The sequence below is a fragment of the Cobetia sp. 4B genome (assembly GCF_018831605.1).
Taxonomy (GTDB): Bacteria; Pseudomonadota; Gammaproteobacteria; order Pseudomonadales; family Halomonadaceae; genus Cobetia; species Cobetia amphilecti.
In genome coordinates, this window is record NZ_CP059843.1 from 1,851,871 (window position 1) to 1,867,469 (window position 15,599).

Sequence of the window (15,599 nt, forward strand, 5' to 3'; positions counted from 1 at the left end):
AATCTCACCCCTGATGGTGAATGAGTCCTGAACGATAATGCCCGGTCCTATGACCGGGCATTGTCGTATCTGGCGGAAATCGCGCACGGGAAATCGCCTAATGATGCGCGATGTTCCGCGCGGCCGGAGGGGACTGTCGCTTGCGCTTGGCGGTGATCGTCAAGGCCTCTTCCTCGGTAAGGTCATCGATGATCGTGTCGAGAGAGGCATTGCCTACCGGGGGCAGGGGCGCGTGATCACTCCGCGGGGCAAGCGTCGGCGCTGTCTGGAAGGCGAGGGGTCTTTCCAGTGCCATGATGCTGCCACTGCGCGTCGGGGTGCACTGCTCATTGACCAGGGTGAAGCCGTGGCGCTGGTAGAGCGCCAATGCCGGGCTGTCGGAGAAGACTCTCAGGCGCAGCGCGCGCGGGCAGGGCTGAGCGCCCGGGGAGAGCTCGGAGGCGCGGTCTTTCATCAGCGACTGGCCGTACTCCTGTTGCGTTGCCAGCTGGATCAACCAGTTCAGGCAGGCGGAGCCGACGCCACGGCCTTGCCAATGTGGCACCAGTTGCAGGTCGCGCAGATACAGGATGTCCGGCAGGGCCTTGAGGCTGATGAAGCCGACCCATTCGCCATTGATACGTATCGCGTAGTTCTCGTTGTCCTGCCAGCGCTCGCTGAACAACTCCTCGTTCCAGCTCATGCCATGCCGTTTGTAGGTCGCGAGCATGTTGCCGCAGCACAGTCGCCGAGCCGCGGCGCTCAGATAGCTGCTGCAAGCCGAATCGCTGATAGGGGTAATGCTGAGATCATCCATGATCCTGTCGCTTATTGTTGAGGGTAGGGGCACAGATGCGCGGACTGATGACCATTCGTCCAGAATAGCGGACCAGTCGGTTAGCGCATACTAATGTAGTTTGCCATCTATCATCGGATGTTGGGTTGCCGCTGACAAGTGAATGCCTGTCCAGTGCTTGTCCTGCACCTTTCAAGCGCCCCTCAAGTGCCCCTCAAGTGCCCCTCAAGTGCCCGTCCAGCTTTGCCCAGTCGTAGAAGGTGAGTCGAGAGTTGCCAAAACGTAATAGTTACACTATAACATTGCGTTTTTGTTCGGCGGCGGCGGTTGCGCGTCGGCATCCATGCTCTTGCTCGGGACTCGCGATATCGATGGTCAAATTGCTCTCAAGGCTTCGGTGGCAATACCGAACCTTCCTTCACGATCGCAGGCAGCTGGCCGTCGCCAGCGTCGCGCTGAGCCTGGCCGTGGTGCAGCCCAGCCATGCGCAAGATGCCTCAGCGGCGCAAGCGTCGGCGGCTGACACACGACGTCTGGAGATTGTCGCGCCCTTCGACATTAAGGGGGCGGACCCGCTGCTCAGCGGCATTCTTTTCCAGCGCATGCAGATCGTCGAGACACTGGTCGAGGTGGATGCCACGGGAGAGCTGCAGCCGGGATTGGCGACCGATTGGGAGGTCTCGGATGACGGCCTGGAGTGGCGCTTCACGCTCCGCTCCGGCGTACAGTTCCATGATGGCAGCCAGCTGGATGCCGAGGTGGCGCGTCAGGTGCTCGAGATCGCAAGTGCCAAGCCGGGTCTGTTGAAGTCGGTGCCGGTCGAGCGGATCGTCGCCGAAGATGCCCAGACGCTGGTGATTGCCCTCAGCGAGCCCTTCGCCGCATTGCCCGCCTATCTGGCCGATTATCGCCAGCAGATACTCGCGCCGGCAGCCTTCGATGAGACGGGCACCGCCCAGCAGGTCATCGGCACCGGCCCCTATCGCATGCTGCGCATGACGCCGCCCTTGAGCCTGGAAGTCACCGCCTTCGAGGACTACTGGGGCCCGCAGCCCGAGGTGCGCCAGGCGCGCTATCAGGCGGTGAGCCGCGCCGAGGGCAGGGCATTGATCGCCGAGAGCGGAGATGCCGACTTCACCTATGGGCTGGACCCCGCCAGTCGCCAGCGTCTCTCCCAGTCGCCGCGTGTGACTCTGGCAGCGGCCGCGACGCCGCGCACGATGCTGTTGAAGGTCAACGCCAATCATCCGGCCTTTCAGGACCCCGCTGTACGGCGTGCATTGAGTCTGGCGATCGATCGCACCGCCATCGCTCAGGTCGTGCTGCGCTATCCGCGTGGCGCCAGCCAGCTGTTCCCGCCGATGGTGGAAGGCTGGCATGACCCCGCACTGCCCGAGCTGCATCAGGACGTCGCCGAGGCGCGTGCACTGCTGGACGCCGCAGGTTGGACCGTCGGCGAGGAGGGTATCCGCCACAAGGATGGCCAGCGCCTCGCGATCAGCCTGATCACCTTCTCGGACCGTCCGGAGCTGCCGCTGGTCGCCACGGTGCTGGAGCGCCAGTTCCACGCCATCGGCATCCAGACGCGTCTGGATATCACCAACTTCTCGGCGATTCCGGCCGGCCATCATGACGGCAGCCTCGACATGGCGCTGTTCGCGCGCAATCTGGCCATGGTGCCGGACCCCATCGGCAACGTGCTGAGCGATTACGCGGGAACCCCCGAGGCCCCTGGTGGCGACTGGGGCGCGATGGGCTGGTTCGATGCGGACTTCACCGCCGAGCTTGAGCGCATGGCACGCGAGGGCTATGGGCCCACGCCGGCAGGGCAGGACCCGCGCGCCCAGGCCAGCGGCGTGATCCAGCGGGCGCTGCCCGTGATCCCCATCGCCTGGTACTACCAGAACCTGGCGATCTCCAATCGACTGCAAAGCGCTCAGGTAGATCCCTGGGAGCGTAGTTTCGGCCTTTCAGAATTGCGGTGGGCACAATGAATCTCCCTTCACGTCTGTTGCAGCTATTGATGGTGGTGCTGATGGTCGGCGGCGCCAGCTATCTGATGATGCAGAGTCTGCCCGGCGATGCCGCCTGGCGTATCGCGGCCGGCCGCTATGGCTATGATGCGCTGGATGCGGCCGCTGCGGCCTCGGTACGCGCCGAACTGGGCCTCGAGGCACAGGGCGGCTTGCACTTCCTTTACTGGCTGGGCGATATCCTGCGCCTGGAGTTTGGCACCTCGCTGATTTCCGGTGAATCGGTGTGGGTGGAGATTCGTCATCAGCTGGGCAACTCCCTGTCGCTCGCCGGCGCGGCGCTGGGCATCTCGCTGCTGATCGGCCCGCCGCTGGGGCTGCTGGCCGGTCTGCGTGCCGGTGGCTGGCTGGACCGTAGCCTGCTGGCCGTCTGCAGTCTGCTGCGTGCCACGCCGCAGTTCCTGCTGGCGCTGGTGCTGATCCTGCTGATCTCGGTGGAGATGGGCCTGCTGCCGGCCGCCGGTCACGGTGAGCCGCAGCACTTCATTCTGCCGGCGATGACGCTGGCGCTCGGGCTGGCAGCGGTATCGGCACGCCTGGCACGTGATGCCATGGCCGCCGTCACCCAGACGGCCTTTCATGATTTCGCGCGCTGGAAGGGCCTCAGCAACGCCCAGACCTTCTGGCGTCACGGCCTGCGCCATGTGGCCTTGCCGCTGGTGACCTATCTGGGACTGCAGTTCGTGACCCTGGTGGAGGGTGTGGTGGTGATCGAGAGCATCTTCGGCTGGCCGGGCATCGGCCATGCGCTGGTGCACGCCATCTTCTCGCGCGATGTGCCGATGGTGCAGGGCACCGCCCTGGTGCTGGGCGTCGGCTTTGTCTTGATCAATCTGCTGGTCGATCTGCTGGGTCGCCAACTGGACCCACGGGGTGTGAAATGAATCAGGTGGTGGAAGGGCTTGCGCCGCAGCGCGTGGAAGCCGTGCGTCGTCCACGTCTTGACTGGCCGTTGCGCCGGGTGATCGGGGCCGCGATGGTCGCCAGTCTGGTGCTGCTGGCCTTGCTGGGCAATCTGGTGATACCGGGAGACCCGCTGGAGCAGCATCTCTATCGTGCACTGCAGGGCGCGGATGCCGTCGGTGTCTCTGACGCCGGCGAGGTGATCACCAGCGCCCCGCTGGGCTATGACCACCTTGGGCGCTCCCTTTATCACCGCCTGGTGGCGGCGCTCGGGCTGTCGCTTTCCATTGCCGCGGGGGCGGTGATTCTGGCGGCTTTTTCGGGCATTTCGCTGGGCCTGCTGGCCGCGGGACGCGGTGGTTGGGCCGAGCGCCTGTTGAGCCTGGTGGCAGACAGCCTGCTGGCATTGCCGGGGCTGCTGCTGGTGCTGATGGTCAGCGTCATCCTGCCGTCGACGCCGCTGGCATTGTGGTTGGGTCTGTCGCTGGTGCTGTGGGTGGAATTCTTCCGCCTGGCTCGCGCCACCGGTCGCAGCGTGCTGGCGAGTCCCGGTGTGGAGGCCAGCCGTCTGCTGGGCTTCGGGGCCTGGTACCGGTTTCGTCATCACCTGTGGCCGGAAATGGCACCCGTGATGATGACGGCGATGGCCTTCGGCATGGCCAACGCCCTGATGGCGATTGCCGCGCTGGGCTTCGTGCATGTCGGCATTCCGGAGCCCACGCCGGAGCTGGGCACCATGATGGTCGAGCTGTTGCCGTACTGGCGTGAAGCGCCATTCGCGCTGCTGACGCCGGTGCTGGTTACCTTCCTGCTGTTGCTGGGGCTGTTGCTGATGTCCGGCAGCAAGGCCAGAACGTCAACCGCCGCGGACACCCTCGAAGGAGCGCGCCCATGAATGTCGCGACAATGACCACGCCAGCCTCTCACACGCGGGATGGGGCAACGGCGGATGATGTGGTGCTAAGTGCCGAGGATGTGAGCGTGCGGGTCCAGGGTGCGCAGACGGCGCTGCTGGAGCCTGTCTCGCTTGCGCTCAAGGCGGGAGAGCCGCTGGTGGTGATCGGTGAGACGGGGTCCGGCAAGAGTCTGCTGGCTCAGGCACTGCTGGGCACGCTGCCCCCGGAGCTTGTGGCCTCCGGCAGCCTGTGGCTCGACGGCGAGCCATATCCTCTGCATACGCCAGAGAATCGTCGCCCGCTCTGGGGTCGCCGCCTGGCGGTATTGCCCCAGGAGCCCTGGCTGGCGCTGGACCCGTTGATGAAGGTGATTCGTCAGGTCGGTGAGGCATATCGACTGGTCGCGGGGCGTTCGGCACAGGCCTCCCACGCGGCCGCGCGCAGTGATCTGGAGCAGTTGGGTGTCGCCGCGGCCAGCGAGCAGCTGCCGGGCAAGCTGTCCGGTGGCATGGCGCAACGTGTGGCCTTTGCGGCCGCCCGCGCCGGCGGCGCACCGCTGTTGATCGCCGACGAGCCGACCAAGGGGCTGGACGCCGCCCGCGTCAGCGAGATCGGCGAGCTGCTGCTCAAGTCATTGGCCGAGACACCGCGTGCTGGTTTGATGGTCATCACCCATGACATGGCGCTGGCGCACCAGATCGGTGGCCGGCTGATGGTGGTACGCAGGGGGCAGGTGATCGAGCAGGGCGCGACGCGTGACGTGCTGGCCGCGCCGACACATGCCTATACCCGACGCCTGGTGAATGCCGCGCCGCAGGCCTGGCCGGAGGCCGCCTTCAAGCCGGCAGCCGACAGTGCAAGCCGTGATGGCAAGGTGGCAGGCGAGACCATCATCCGCGCCGAGAATCTGACCATCGCGCGCGGGGGCACCGCGCTGCTGCGTGACGTGGAACTCAGCGTGAAGGGCGGTGAGATCATCGGCGTCCAGGGCGCTTCAGGCTGTGGCAAGTCATCGCTGGGCGATGCGCTGCTCGGCCTGTTGCCACCGCATTCAGGACGCGTGGTCCAGCATGCCGAACGCCAGGAGTATCAGAAGCTCTATCAGGACCCCGTGGCGACCTTCCCGCCACGCCGGACACTGGGGCGCCTGTTGAAGGATCTCAGCGCACGCCATCGTCTCGACGACAGCCAGCTGCCGCAGCTGATGGAGCAACTGAGCCTGGCGCCGGAATTGCTCTCGCGTCTGCCGGGGCAGGTCTCGGGTGGCGAATTGCAGCGTTTCGCGCTGTTGCGTCTGATGCTGATCAAGCCGCGCTTCGTGTTCGCCGATGAGCCAACCTCACGCCTTGATCCGCTGGTTCAGCAGGAGGTGATCGCCTGCATGGTGAAGATGGTGCGCGAGCAGGGCACGGCGCTGGTGCTGGTCAGTCATGATGCGGCGCTGCTGCGCAAGGTCGCGGATCGCGTACTGGTAGTAGAGGAAGGTCGCTTGAAGGCGCGTCAGGCGATCTGATCGCTTACCAGGCCCGCACCGCGGCACCAGTGGACCGCAAGGCATCATCGCAACAGCAAGAATCGCACCAGCAAGACGACGCTTGATACGCCAACGCCCGGCCGAGACTCTGCAGGAGTCTCGGCCGGGCGTTGGCGTTTGGTGTCCGCGAGGGATGTTCTGGCGTCGGGGGCCGAGTGCTGGCCGCTCATCTGCCGTCAGGTCGATCGTTGCCGGCTCACCCGCCCAGCAGGGCCGGATTGGCTTGCCAGACGGACCAGGTCAGCGCACTGGCCAGCGTCACCCACGCCAGATAGGGCAGCATCAACAGCCCGGCCAGGCGACTGATACGCCAGAAGGCGATCAGGGTGACGGCGATCAGCGTCCACAGCACCAGCACGTCGATGAACGCCGCCTGACCGAGATGCCAGGCGAAGAACAGCCAGCTCCACAGGCCGTTGACGACCAGCTGCACCACGAACAGCCCGAGCGCCAGACGATGGCGCCAACGGAAGCCATTGCTGGCATGCAAGCCATCGCGCGCGACACGCCAGGCGGCGAGCGCCATCATCACGAACAGCGCCGTCCACACCGGCCCGAAGGCACCCGCCGGCGGGGCCCAGGCCGGTTGGGTGAGGCTTGCATAGAAGGTCTTCGCATCAACCGAGGCCAGCGCGCCGATGGCGGCAGTGAGGAAGCTCAGCCCGAACCACACCACCATCTGGGCGGTAGAGCGCGCAGCGGAGGGTGAGGAAGACGCGGAACGTGGCGATGTCATCTGGCGGTCTCCTGTCTCGAAAAGCGTGATAGAGAAAGACACGATATCCCACGCTGCGTCCTGATTCACCGTCCCGTTCTTCCTGAAAGGGGCACCTGAACGGTTCAGCTGAGAGGTACGTCTGCCCGGTTCAGCTGAACGGAACATCTGAACGGCTCAGCTGCGGACGGCGGGGACATCCTCAATCCGGCACCGGCCCATCGAAGACTTCCTTGCTGCGACCGGTCAGCGTCGTACCCACCGAGGCGGCGATGACCAGACCGATGGCGAGCCACTGGAAGATGCCCAGCGTCTGACCGAGGAACAACAGGCCGGAGAGCGCCCCGATGGCGGGTTCCAGACTCATCAGGGTGCCGAAGGTGTGAGTCGGCAGGCGCGGCAAGGCCACCATCTCGAGGGTGTAGGGCAGCGCGGTCGAGAGCACCGCGACGGCCAGTGCCAACGGCAGGATATCGACCGAAAACATGGCGCTGCCGGCCTCCATCAGGCCGACGGGCGCGACCACCACCGCCGCGATCGTGATGCCCAGCGCCGCGCTCTGGGTGCCATTGCCTGCGCCGGCCTTCTGGCCAAACAGGATATACAGCGCCCAGCAGAGACCAGCGCCGAGGGCGAAGGCGGCACCGACGGGGTCGATCGGCGCGGCGGTGTCCTCACCCAGCAACAACAGCAGTACCAGCCCGGTGATCGCCAGCGCCACCCAGCCAAGATCGATCCAGCGGCGCGAGCTCAGCAGCGCCACGGCCAGCGGGCCGGTGAATTCCAGTGCCACGGCGATGCCCAGCGGTACCGTCTTGAGGGCCTGGTAGAACAGCAGGTTCATCACGCCCAGCGCCACGCCGTAGATGGTGATGGACTTCCAGGCCTTGCGCGTCACCGGCTTGCGCCACGGGCGCAGAATGGCCAGCAGCAGAATCGAGGCGATGATCAAACGAATCGCCGTCGCGCCCGCCGCGCCGATCATCGGGAACAGGGAAGTGGCCAGCGAAGCACCGCTCTGGATCGAGCACATGGCGACCAGCAGCATGGCGACGGGCCACAGACGAGAAGAGGAGGCGGCGACGGCAACGGACATGGGGGGCTCCTTGAGCGATCCAGTGGATGACGGGCATGGTCAGTCAAGAACACATGCGGCATGATTCAGGGACATTGAGGTAGCAAGGGAAGGGAGCTTGAGGCCAGTGGGATGCCGGCTTCCCTCATCGTCAGCGGGATTGTACGGATGCGCACTATATTGCACAACAGTAAAGATCGACCCGATGTTCTGGTCCATGTCGCGGCCAATGTTCGCCGTCTGCGTCTGGCCGCCGAGCTGAGCCAGCAGGCACTCGCGGATCAGGCCGAGATCAGCCGCCGCATGCTGGTGAATATCGAGAAGGGCGACGTCAATGTCAGCCTGGGCACGCTCGACAAGCTCGCCGAGGCGCTTGGGGTACTTTTCTACGCGCTGGTGCAGCCCCCGGAAAGCGAAGACTCGGCACGCATCAATGAGGTGGCGTGGGTCGGGCAGGCGCCCGAAAGCCGCGCGGTGCTGCTGGCCAGCAAACCGGCGACCCAGGAAGTCGAGTTATGGGACTGGACTCTTGCCCCCGGCGAGCACTATGACTCCGCGCCCGATGATGCCGGCTGGCACGAGATGCTGGTGGTCACGCAAGGCGAGCTGACCCTCACGCTGGAACGTGAGGAAATCGTCATTCACGCTGGGGATTTCCATGTCTATCCCAGTGATCAGGCCTACCGCTACCACAACACGGGCACCGGGATGCTGCGCTTTATTCGCAATGTGCTGCACTGATGGTGATTGTGGTTCAAGGTCTTCAAGTGGTTAGCACGAACTCAATCCTGCATGGCCTGTCCCACTGTCATGACGTTTCATTTCAAGGAGCCATGCATGGCGAAGGTACGTATCACGCAACAGGGCACGATCCATTGTTTTCCGGCCGGCTTGAAGGATGAGGAGGGCAAGCTGGTGAACGCCGAGATTTCCGCCGTGGCCTATGACGGCGAGCGTCTGTTGATGGCGAGTGACAAGCCGATTCCGGGCGAGGGACGCTCGGCGGTCTTCTCCTTGCCTCTGGATTCGCAAGGGCCCGATGACAGTCAGCTTGAGTATCTGACCACGCCGCTTATCCGTCAGGCGGTCAAATATGAAGACTTCGCGTTGACCACCGATGGCCGTCACATGTTGGCGACCACCGGGTTTGATCGCATCGACAGCGAGAGCCATGCCCTGAATGCCTACAACCACCTGTTGATCTGGCCGCTGGGCGAGCCGGACAAGGTGCAGGTGGTCGACCCGGACCCGCGTGACGGGGTCGAGGGCTCACTGGAATTCCGTCAGAAGCTGGAAGCGGCCATTGGCCAGCCGTACTACAAGATCGAAGGTCTGGCGGTCGTCCCGAGTGACAAGGGCGATGGGCTGATCCTGTTCGGGGTGCGCGAACAAGGCAACTCGCATGATGACTTCGCGTACGTGCGACGCGTCATCGGGGCGCGCTATGCCATGACCGACAGCGACAATATCGAGTTCATCGAGGACCTTCACGACGTCTATGCCTTTGACCCCGCCGAGTATGAGGGCGTGAATCACGAGTGTGGTCTTTCGAGCCTGGAATATGATCCCTATCACGCACGTCTCTACCTGGTGACCAGCTTCGAGACCGAGGGCAGTGAAGAGGTGATCGGGGGCTATCTGTGGGTGCTGTCGCTTTCGGACTTCCATGCAGGCAAGCCCCCGACGCTGGTGACGCATGAGGATGGTCGCGTGCTGGAGTTCGAGCACAAGGCGGAAGGGCTTGCGGTACTGGATCGCGAACGGCTGTTCGTGGTCTATGACAATGATCGCAATCATGAGCTGGGCAGCGTGGATGAACGCGATGAGCGTCACTCCTGTGAAGCGCCCTATACGATGCTGGCGCTGGTCTGACGGCAGCTTATCGGATTAGAGATCGGTTCAAAGGCCGGGGAAACAAACTCACGGCTTTTGCACCGAAATGGGGGGGCTGACTGTCTTCGTGATGGCCTCCCTGATCTTCTCTGTTAGCACTTCTGTTATCGCCTGCGCGTTGCTGATTGAGCTCCACGCTGAATCATTATTTCCCCGCAGGGATTGATGACGACAAAGCCCCGACATGCCTGTGCATGTCGGGGCTTTTCATGATCTCACCTTCCCTGTGTCAATGCGCTTTGTTACACGACATCGAGTGGTGAATCCATTCTATTCAAGGCTTGAGATTACATGGCCTTGTAGAACAGATAATCGGCCTGGTACATCACGATTTCGACCTTGTCCTTGTGGGCTTCATCGCAGGCCATGTCAGGTGCGGCACCGCCCTGGGTATTGAGGCGCTGAACATAGGTGACGCCCTGCATGTGCCCTTCACCTTCGGCCGGGTTGGCCTCGACCAGCTGCAGCGGAATATTGCCCTTGCCGTTGGGCTCTACCGCCAGCTGTGTGCCGGTGATCTTGGAGCCATCCATGGATTCCCAGGTGGCGGGCGGACCATAGTATTTGCCGACCTGCTTGCCATCGGCATCATTCAGAGCAGCATCCGGACCCTTGAAGACCCAGCCCATGGTGCCATCGTCCTTGGCTTCGCAGGCCCATTTGATCTTGCCGACACCGACGGTTTCCATGGCGACTTCATTGCCTTTTGGCACCGTGACGCTTTCGGGAACGTCCATGGCCTGAGCCAGCGGGCTCAATGCGAGGGCTGCGAAAATACCAGAGATACAGGCGATTGTTTTCATCTTGACGACTCCGTAGACATGTAAGGTTCAGCTAGCGGTTGCAGGTGTGTCGTTGTCTCCCTTGCACTGTTCATAACGCTGGCCTTTCTCGTCTGGATGTCACGGGATCACATTTTTTTTCGTGGTTATACAGGGCTTGTTTTCAGCGCCTATCAGCGGCGTCATGCAAAGAGGCCATAAGCACAAAGAGCGCAGGGTGAAGGACAGGTAGCAAGCAACAGGACCAGATACACAGACGCCCCGCAGCATGAAGGCTGCGGGGCGTCTGTGTGGCGACATGAACCCTGGGGGATTTAGTCGTAATCGCGGGTGCCGCGAATCGGGTAGTCATTATCCGGCTTGCGGATGAACTCGATGCCACCGATGAGGGTATCCAGATCAGGCCGCACGAAGGGCGCGTTGGCGATTTCCTGAATCTGGATCTTGCCTTCACCATTGACGATGAAGAAGGCAGGCTCCGGGAAGTCGTGATCGGTTTCCTTTTCGCTGCGCGGCGTCGAGATGAACAGCCCCAGCAATTGCATCTGTTCGAGGGTCAGCCCATACGCGAGCGGGAAGTTGACCTCCAGCGACTCGCGATGCTGCGTGAGCTGCTGCTCATCATCGGCAGACACGGCGACCAGGTCGACGCCCTGGGCGCTGAAGCGCTCGCGATAGCTCTCAAGCTTGTTGAGAAACTTGGTGCAGATCGGGCAATGCTTACCGCGATAGACCACGACCAGCTGCCAGTCATGCTCGCCCTGGGGCTTGCCGAGGTTCAGTGCCTCACCGTCGCTGCGTTTGACCTGGATGGCCGGGAATTCACTGCCTGGATGAAGCTTGCGTGTATACATGCAATCTGGCTCCCTTTGGAAGATCACGGCGTTGGCTTTCATGTCACTGCTGATCAGGCGGCGGATATCACGTGTCGGGATATCACTATCTGAGAAATCAAGCGGCTTGAATGACCAGCGACAGGAGGCGCCATGTGTCCCCCTTGAATGACGCCATTGTCAGGGGTTTCAAGGGGGCCCCTGGCGCAACGCGAGGGTGCGTTCATCGCCAGGGGCCGCCACGGGGCCGCCACGGGGCCGTTCGGGGCGCTTTTCAGCAGAGGATCAACCCAGGTAGCCGGTGTGATCCAGCAGGATGGTCGTGCCGATGCCGATCAGCACCAGGCCACCGATGATTTCCGCGCGCTTGCCGACCATCTTGCCCAGCACACCGCCCAGCATCACGCCGGCGCTAGCCATCACGAAGGTGGCGGTACCGATCGCCAGCGCAGTGGTGACGATGTTCACGCCCGCAAAGGCAAGCCCGGCACCCACGGCCATGGCATCGATACTGGTAGAAAGGCCGGTCAGCATCAGACGAGGTAACGACTGTGGCGTGGTGCAGTCCTCGTCTTCCTCGTCCTTGGAAAGCCCCTCATGAATCATGTGCAAACCGAGCAGCAGCAGCAGGGCGAAGGCGATCCAGTGGTCCCACTGTTCGACATAGACGGCCAGTGAGCGGCCGATCAGCCAGCCGATCACTGGCGTGATGGCTTCGATGACCCCGAAGATGAGGCCGATGCGCAGGGCGTCTTTCAGAGAGGGACGACGTATGGCGGCTCCCTTGCACAGGGCGGCAGCAAAGGCGTCGCAGGACATGGAAAAGGCGAGCAGAAATGTCGGTAGCAGAGGCATGAGTCAGGATGTTCCAGGCCGGTTGCGAGTCAATAACAGAAAGACACCACCGGCCGGAAGCGTCTGACTGTCATTGGTCTCGCCGAACCTCGTCCTGACTGATCACGGGCATGATCGGATAGGTGGGTCCTCGGTGCCACGGCAATGCCTGCCGACTATGTTGACATCCGAGACTCTCGTTGGGTGACGAGAGCGGGCTACTCCCCAAAAACTGGTGGCATACTAGCAACAAAATCTTGTCATTTCATCCCCTTGTGTCACGAGCGCCTGACCGTCATAACTTGTCTACCGAGTCAGAGCGGCACCACGCCGACGTGTCTGACGTCACCGAAGTCTTGAAACTTCAGTCTTGAAGCTTCAACAGGATGCCAAGGAGTCAAGGGTATGAGCGACAGTTATCAGCCACCCAAGGTCTGGACATGGGAAAGCGAGAGTGGCGGCAAGTTCGCCAGTACCAATCGGCCGATCGCGGGCCCGACGCATGACAAGGAGCTGCCGGTCGGTGAGCATCCCTTCCAGCTTTACTCCATGGCGACACCCAACGGCGTGAAGGCCACCATCATGTTCGAGGAGCTGCTGGCGCTCGGGCATAGCGGCGCCGAATACGATGCCTGGCCGATCCGTATCGGCGAGGGCGATCAGTTCGGCAGTGATTTCGTCGCGATCAACCCCAATTCCAAGATCCCCGCGCTGATGGATAGAAGCGGCGAGACGCCGATTCGCGTGTTCGAATCCGGCTCCATCCTGCTGCATCTGGCCGAGAAGTTCGGCGCCTTGATCCCCAAGGACCCCGCCAAGCGTGTCGAAGTCATGAACTGGCTGTTCTGGCAGATGGGCTCTGCGCCGTACCTGGGCGGTGGTTTTGGCCACTTCTATGCTTACGCCCCGGAGAAGCTCGAGTACCCGATCAACCGCTTCGCGATGGAGACCAAGCGTCAACTGGACGTGCTGGATCGTCAGCTGGCCGACAACGCCTACATCGCCGGTGACGAATACAGCATCGCGGATATCGCCATCTATGCCTGGTATGGCGCACTTGTCGAAGGCAAGCTCTATGACGCCGCCGAGTTCCTCTCCGTGCAGGACTACACGCACGTGCAGCGCTGGGCCAGGTCGATTGCCGAACGCCCGGCGGTCAAGCGGGGTCGCATGGTCAATCGTTTCTGGGGAGAGCCGCAGGAGCAGCTGATCGAACGCCACTCGGCGAGCGACTTCGAGACCAACACCGAAGACAAGCGTAGCGACTGATTATCGCGACGCGATTGTCTGGCTGTCTTGTTGTCAGGCAGTGACCGTCAAGCAATGCCCGTCGAGCAATGAGCGTTCAGTCAGAGGAAGGGCTACCCATCGGGTAGCCCTTTTGCATTCTGGCCAGTCACGCGGGCAGGGCGCTTTCAGTCCTGACGGACCTTGAGCACGACCTTGCCCACGTGACCTTTCTGCTGGAAGACCTCCTGGGCGGTGGCTATCTCGGCTAGCGCGAAGGTCTCAGCGACCAGCGGCTTGATGTTGCCTTGCTCGATATGGCGCACGAGATTGGGGAAGACCTCCGGTTCCAGCACCGTGCAGCCGAAGAAGCTCAAGTCCTTCAGATACAGCGTGCGCAGGTCGAGTTCCACCATCTCGCCACCGATGGCACCCGCGACGGCGTAGCGCCCCTTGTAGCCCAGGATATCCAGCAGTTGCGGCCATTGCGGGCCGCCCACCAGATCGATGACCACCTCGACACTCTGGCCGTTGAGCGCCTCGTCGAGTGGCTGATCGCGCAGCACGATGTCATCGGCTCCGAGATCGCGCAGGGCATCGGCCTTGGCCGCGCTGGTCACGGCGATCACATGGGCACCACGGGCCTTGGCGAGCTGGACGGCCGCGGAGCCGACCCCACCGGAGGCGCCGGTGATCAACACGCGCTCGCCCTTGGCAAGCCGTGCGCGGGTCAGCATGTTCTCGGCGGTGGAGTAGGAGCAGGGGAAGGAGGCGAGTTCCACATCGCTGAGTGAGCTCTCGACGCGCAGGGCATGGCGCGCCGCGACCCGGGTATATTCGGCAAAGCCGCCATCGCATTCGGCGCCGATATACCAGGCGGACTCCAGCGCCTGGCCGACGTGCTCCCTCAGGCAGGGCTCGATCAGCACACGCTCGCCGAGGCGCGCCTGGCTGACATCAGAGCCGACCGCGACGATCTCGCCACAGATATCGGCCCCCTGGATGCGCGGGAAGTGGATCGGCTGCCCGGACCAGCTGGCATCCTCGGCCTCGCCATCGCCCTTGGAGTACCAGGCCAGCCGCGTGTTGAGGTCGGTATTGTTGACGCCAGCCGCGCCGACCCGCACCAGCACGTCACGCGGGCCGGGTGTCGGGCGAGGAATGTCGTCACGCACTTCCAGCACTTCCGGGCCGCCATGGCCGGTCAGGTAGACGCCGTGCATGCTGTCTTTGCTTGTGGCAAGTGAGCTCATCGGTGGGGTGCTCCCAACAGGGTCAGTGTGGTGGAAAGTGCGGCCTCGATGGCCTTCTCGCCCAGCACCAGCCAGGCGGAGGAGGCGCCTTCATGGATCAGGAACAGCTCGGTGGCGAGGTCTGGGCGGCGGCTGTGTTGGCCGAGCCACTCGAGAGTCTCGTGCTTGTGGCGATCGACCGCTTCGCGCACCTGTGGGTTGTCGGGAAAGGCCGCCAGGGCATTGACCGACATGCAGCCATTGGGCGCCTCGAACGCCATCCAGTGTCCCAGCCGCTGGTAGAGGTGGCTGAGCGCCGCAGCGCCATCCTCGGGCACTCCCTCTTCGAGGAAGGCCATGTAGCGCTCGTGGCGATGCTGAAGCGCACCGATCACCATGCTCTCCTTGGAGGGGAAGTGGCGATAGAGGGTGCGCAGACTCACGTCTGACGCTGCCTTGAGCTCGGCAACACTCGGTTCTGCGAAGCCGCGCTGGCTGAAGAGCGTCTCCAGGCGGGCGGCGATATCGTGCTGGATCATGTCGGTGCCATGGTCGAATCAACGAAGGAGAGTGTTCGTTCTACCTGTGCAGGGTAGAGCGCTCATTCTCCCTGTGTCAATGCGGCGTTTCCCAAGCCTTGTGTCATTGCGCCCATGGTCTGACGTCGCGCATTGCGCGTGTGACGGTTCGATGTCAGTAGAATTACGCAAATAGAGGTTTTCTGAGCGTCAAATAAGGCAAAGCTCAGGTCATTCCGCGGAAAAATCACGCACTTTCGTTGCGGTAGCATTTGATAAAGATTAGCATTCGCGACTCTTTTACTGGCGCGGGGGGGCGTCAGTCATGGCCACTTTCTGCTCATCGAGC

Annotated in this window: 15 protein-coding genes; 7 read left to right on the top strand and 8 right to left on the bottom strand. The window is 62.9% G+C overall.

All coding sequences use genetic code 11. The features are described from left to right. Positions 1-97: 97 nt before the first annotated feature. On the bottom strand, positions 98-796 hold the full coding sequence (locus H2O77_RS07920) for a GNAT family N-acetyltransferase (RefSeq protein WP_052384438.1): 699 nt from the start codon (positions 794-796) through the stop codon (positions 98-100). Between the two features lie 350 nt (positions 797-1,146). Between H2O77_RS07920 and H2O77_RS07925 the strand changes: the two genes are divergently transcribed. From H2O77_RS07925 to H2O77_RS07940, 4 genes are read left to right on the top strand one after another with little or no spacing between them, the layout of a single operon-like run. After that, positions 1,147-2,769 (top strand): ABC transporter substrate-binding protein, encoded by a 1,623-nt coding sequence (locus tag H2O77_RS07925; protein ID WP_064503250.1) that lies wholly within the window; start codon positions 1,147-1,149, stop codon positions 2,767-2,769. Continuing rightward, positions 2,766-3,692, top strand: coding sequence for an ABC transporter permease (locus tag H2O77_RS07930; RefSeq protein WP_043332786.1), 927 nt, complete (start codon positions 2,766-2,768; stop codon positions 3,690-3,692). Before H2O77_RS07925 ends, H2O77_RS07930 begins: the two co-directional genes overlap by 4 nt. Then, positions 3,689-4,606, top strand: a complete 918-nt coding sequence (locus H2O77_RS07935; protein WP_197738734.1) for an ABC transporter permease subunit — start codon at positions 3,689-3,691, stop codon at positions 4,604-4,606. Before H2O77_RS07930 ends, H2O77_RS07935 begins: the two co-directional genes overlap by 4 nt. Continuing rightward, positions 4,603-6,120 (top strand): ATP-binding cassette domain-containing protein, encoded by a 1,518-nt coding sequence (locus tag H2O77_RS07940; protein WP_240548751.1) that lies wholly within the window; start codon positions 4,603-4,605, stop codon positions 6,118-6,120. Before H2O77_RS07935 ends, H2O77_RS07940 begins: the two co-directional genes overlap by 4 nt. 217 nt (positions 6,121-6,337) lie before the next feature. On the opposite strand, the gene H2O77_RS07945 is transcribed toward H2O77_RS07940, so the two are convergent. Then, positions 6,338-6,877 (bottom strand): TspO/MBR family protein, encoded by a 540-nt coding sequence (locus H2O77_RS07945; protein WP_240548752.1) that lies wholly within the window; start codon positions 6,875-6,877, stop codon positions 6,338-6,340. Between the two features lie 181 nt (positions 6,878-7,058). Then, on the bottom strand, positions 7,059-7,952 hold the full coding sequence (gene rhtA / locus H2O77_RS07950) for a threonine/homoserine exporter RhtA (protein ID WP_054556012.1): 894 nt from the start codon (positions 7,950-7,952) through the stop codon (positions 7,059-7,061). A 111-nt stretch (positions 7,953-8,063) separates the two neighbouring features. Between rhtA and H2O77_RS07955 the strand changes: the two genes are divergently transcribed. After that, positions 8,064-8,672, top strand: coding sequence for an XRE family transcriptional regulator (locus H2O77_RS07955; protein WP_240548753.1), 609 nt, complete (start codon positions 8,064-8,066; stop codon positions 8,670-8,672). 96 nt (positions 8,673-8,768) lie between these two features. Further along, positions 8,769-9,803, top strand: a complete 1,035-nt coding sequence (locus tag H2O77_RS07960; protein ID WP_215824325.1) for a hypothetical protein — start codon at positions 8,769-8,771, stop codon at positions 9,801-9,803. Between the two features lie 308 nt (positions 9,804-10,111). Here the strand turns inward: H2O77_RS07960 and H2O77_RS07965 are convergent, their stop codons facing one another. The 3 genes from H2O77_RS07965 to H2O77_RS07975 all read right to left on the bottom strand — a co-directional run bounded on the left by H2O77_RS07965 (position 10,112) and on the right by H2O77_RS07975 (position 12,294). After that, positions 10,112-10,627 carry a DUF3455 domain-containing protein gene (locus tag H2O77_RS07965; RefSeq protein ID WP_043332782.1) on the bottom strand — a complete coding sequence of 172 codons (516 nt, stop codon included), beginning with the start codon at positions 10,625-10,627 and terminating at the stop codon, positions 10,112-10,114. A 293-nt stretch (positions 10,628-10,920) separates the two neighbouring features. Then, positions 10,921-11,460: a redoxin domain-containing protein gene (locus tag H2O77_RS07970; protein ID WP_213114137.1), complete on the bottom strand. Its 540-nt coding sequence runs from the start codon at positions 11,458-11,460 to the stop codon at positions 10,921-10,923. A gap of 264 nt (positions 11,461-11,724) precedes the next feature. After that, positions 11,725-12,294 carry a manganese efflux pump MntP family protein gene (locus H2O77_RS07975; RefSeq protein ID WP_215824326.1) on the bottom strand — a complete coding sequence of 190 codons (570 nt, stop codon included), beginning with the start codon at positions 12,292-12,294 and terminating at the stop codon, positions 11,725-11,727. Between the two features lie 384 nt (positions 12,295-12,678). Between H2O77_RS07975 and yghU the strand changes: the two genes are divergently transcribed. After that, positions 12,679-13,542, top strand: coding sequence for a glutathione-dependent disulfide-bond oxidoreductase (gene yghU, locus H2O77_RS07980; RefSeq protein WP_131431944.1), 864 nt, complete (start codon positions 12,679-12,681; stop codon positions 13,540-13,542). A gap of 146 nt (positions 13,543-13,688) precedes the next feature. On the opposite strand, the gene H2O77_RS07985 is transcribed toward yghU, so the two are convergent. Next, on the bottom strand, positions 13,689-14,753 hold the full coding sequence (locus H2O77_RS07985; RefSeq protein WP_215824327.1) for an alcohol dehydrogenase family protein: 1,065 nt from the start codon (positions 14,751-14,753) through the stop codon (positions 13,689-13,691). Further along, complete coding sequence (locus tag H2O77_RS07990; protein ID WP_215824328.1) at positions 14,750-15,271, bottom strand: TetR/AcrR family transcriptional regulator; 522 nt, start codon at positions 15,269-15,271, stop codon at positions 14,750-14,752. Before H2O77_RS07990 ends, H2O77_RS07985 begins: the two co-directional genes overlap by 4 nt. Between the last annotated feature and the right edge of the window lie 328 nt (positions 15,272-15,599).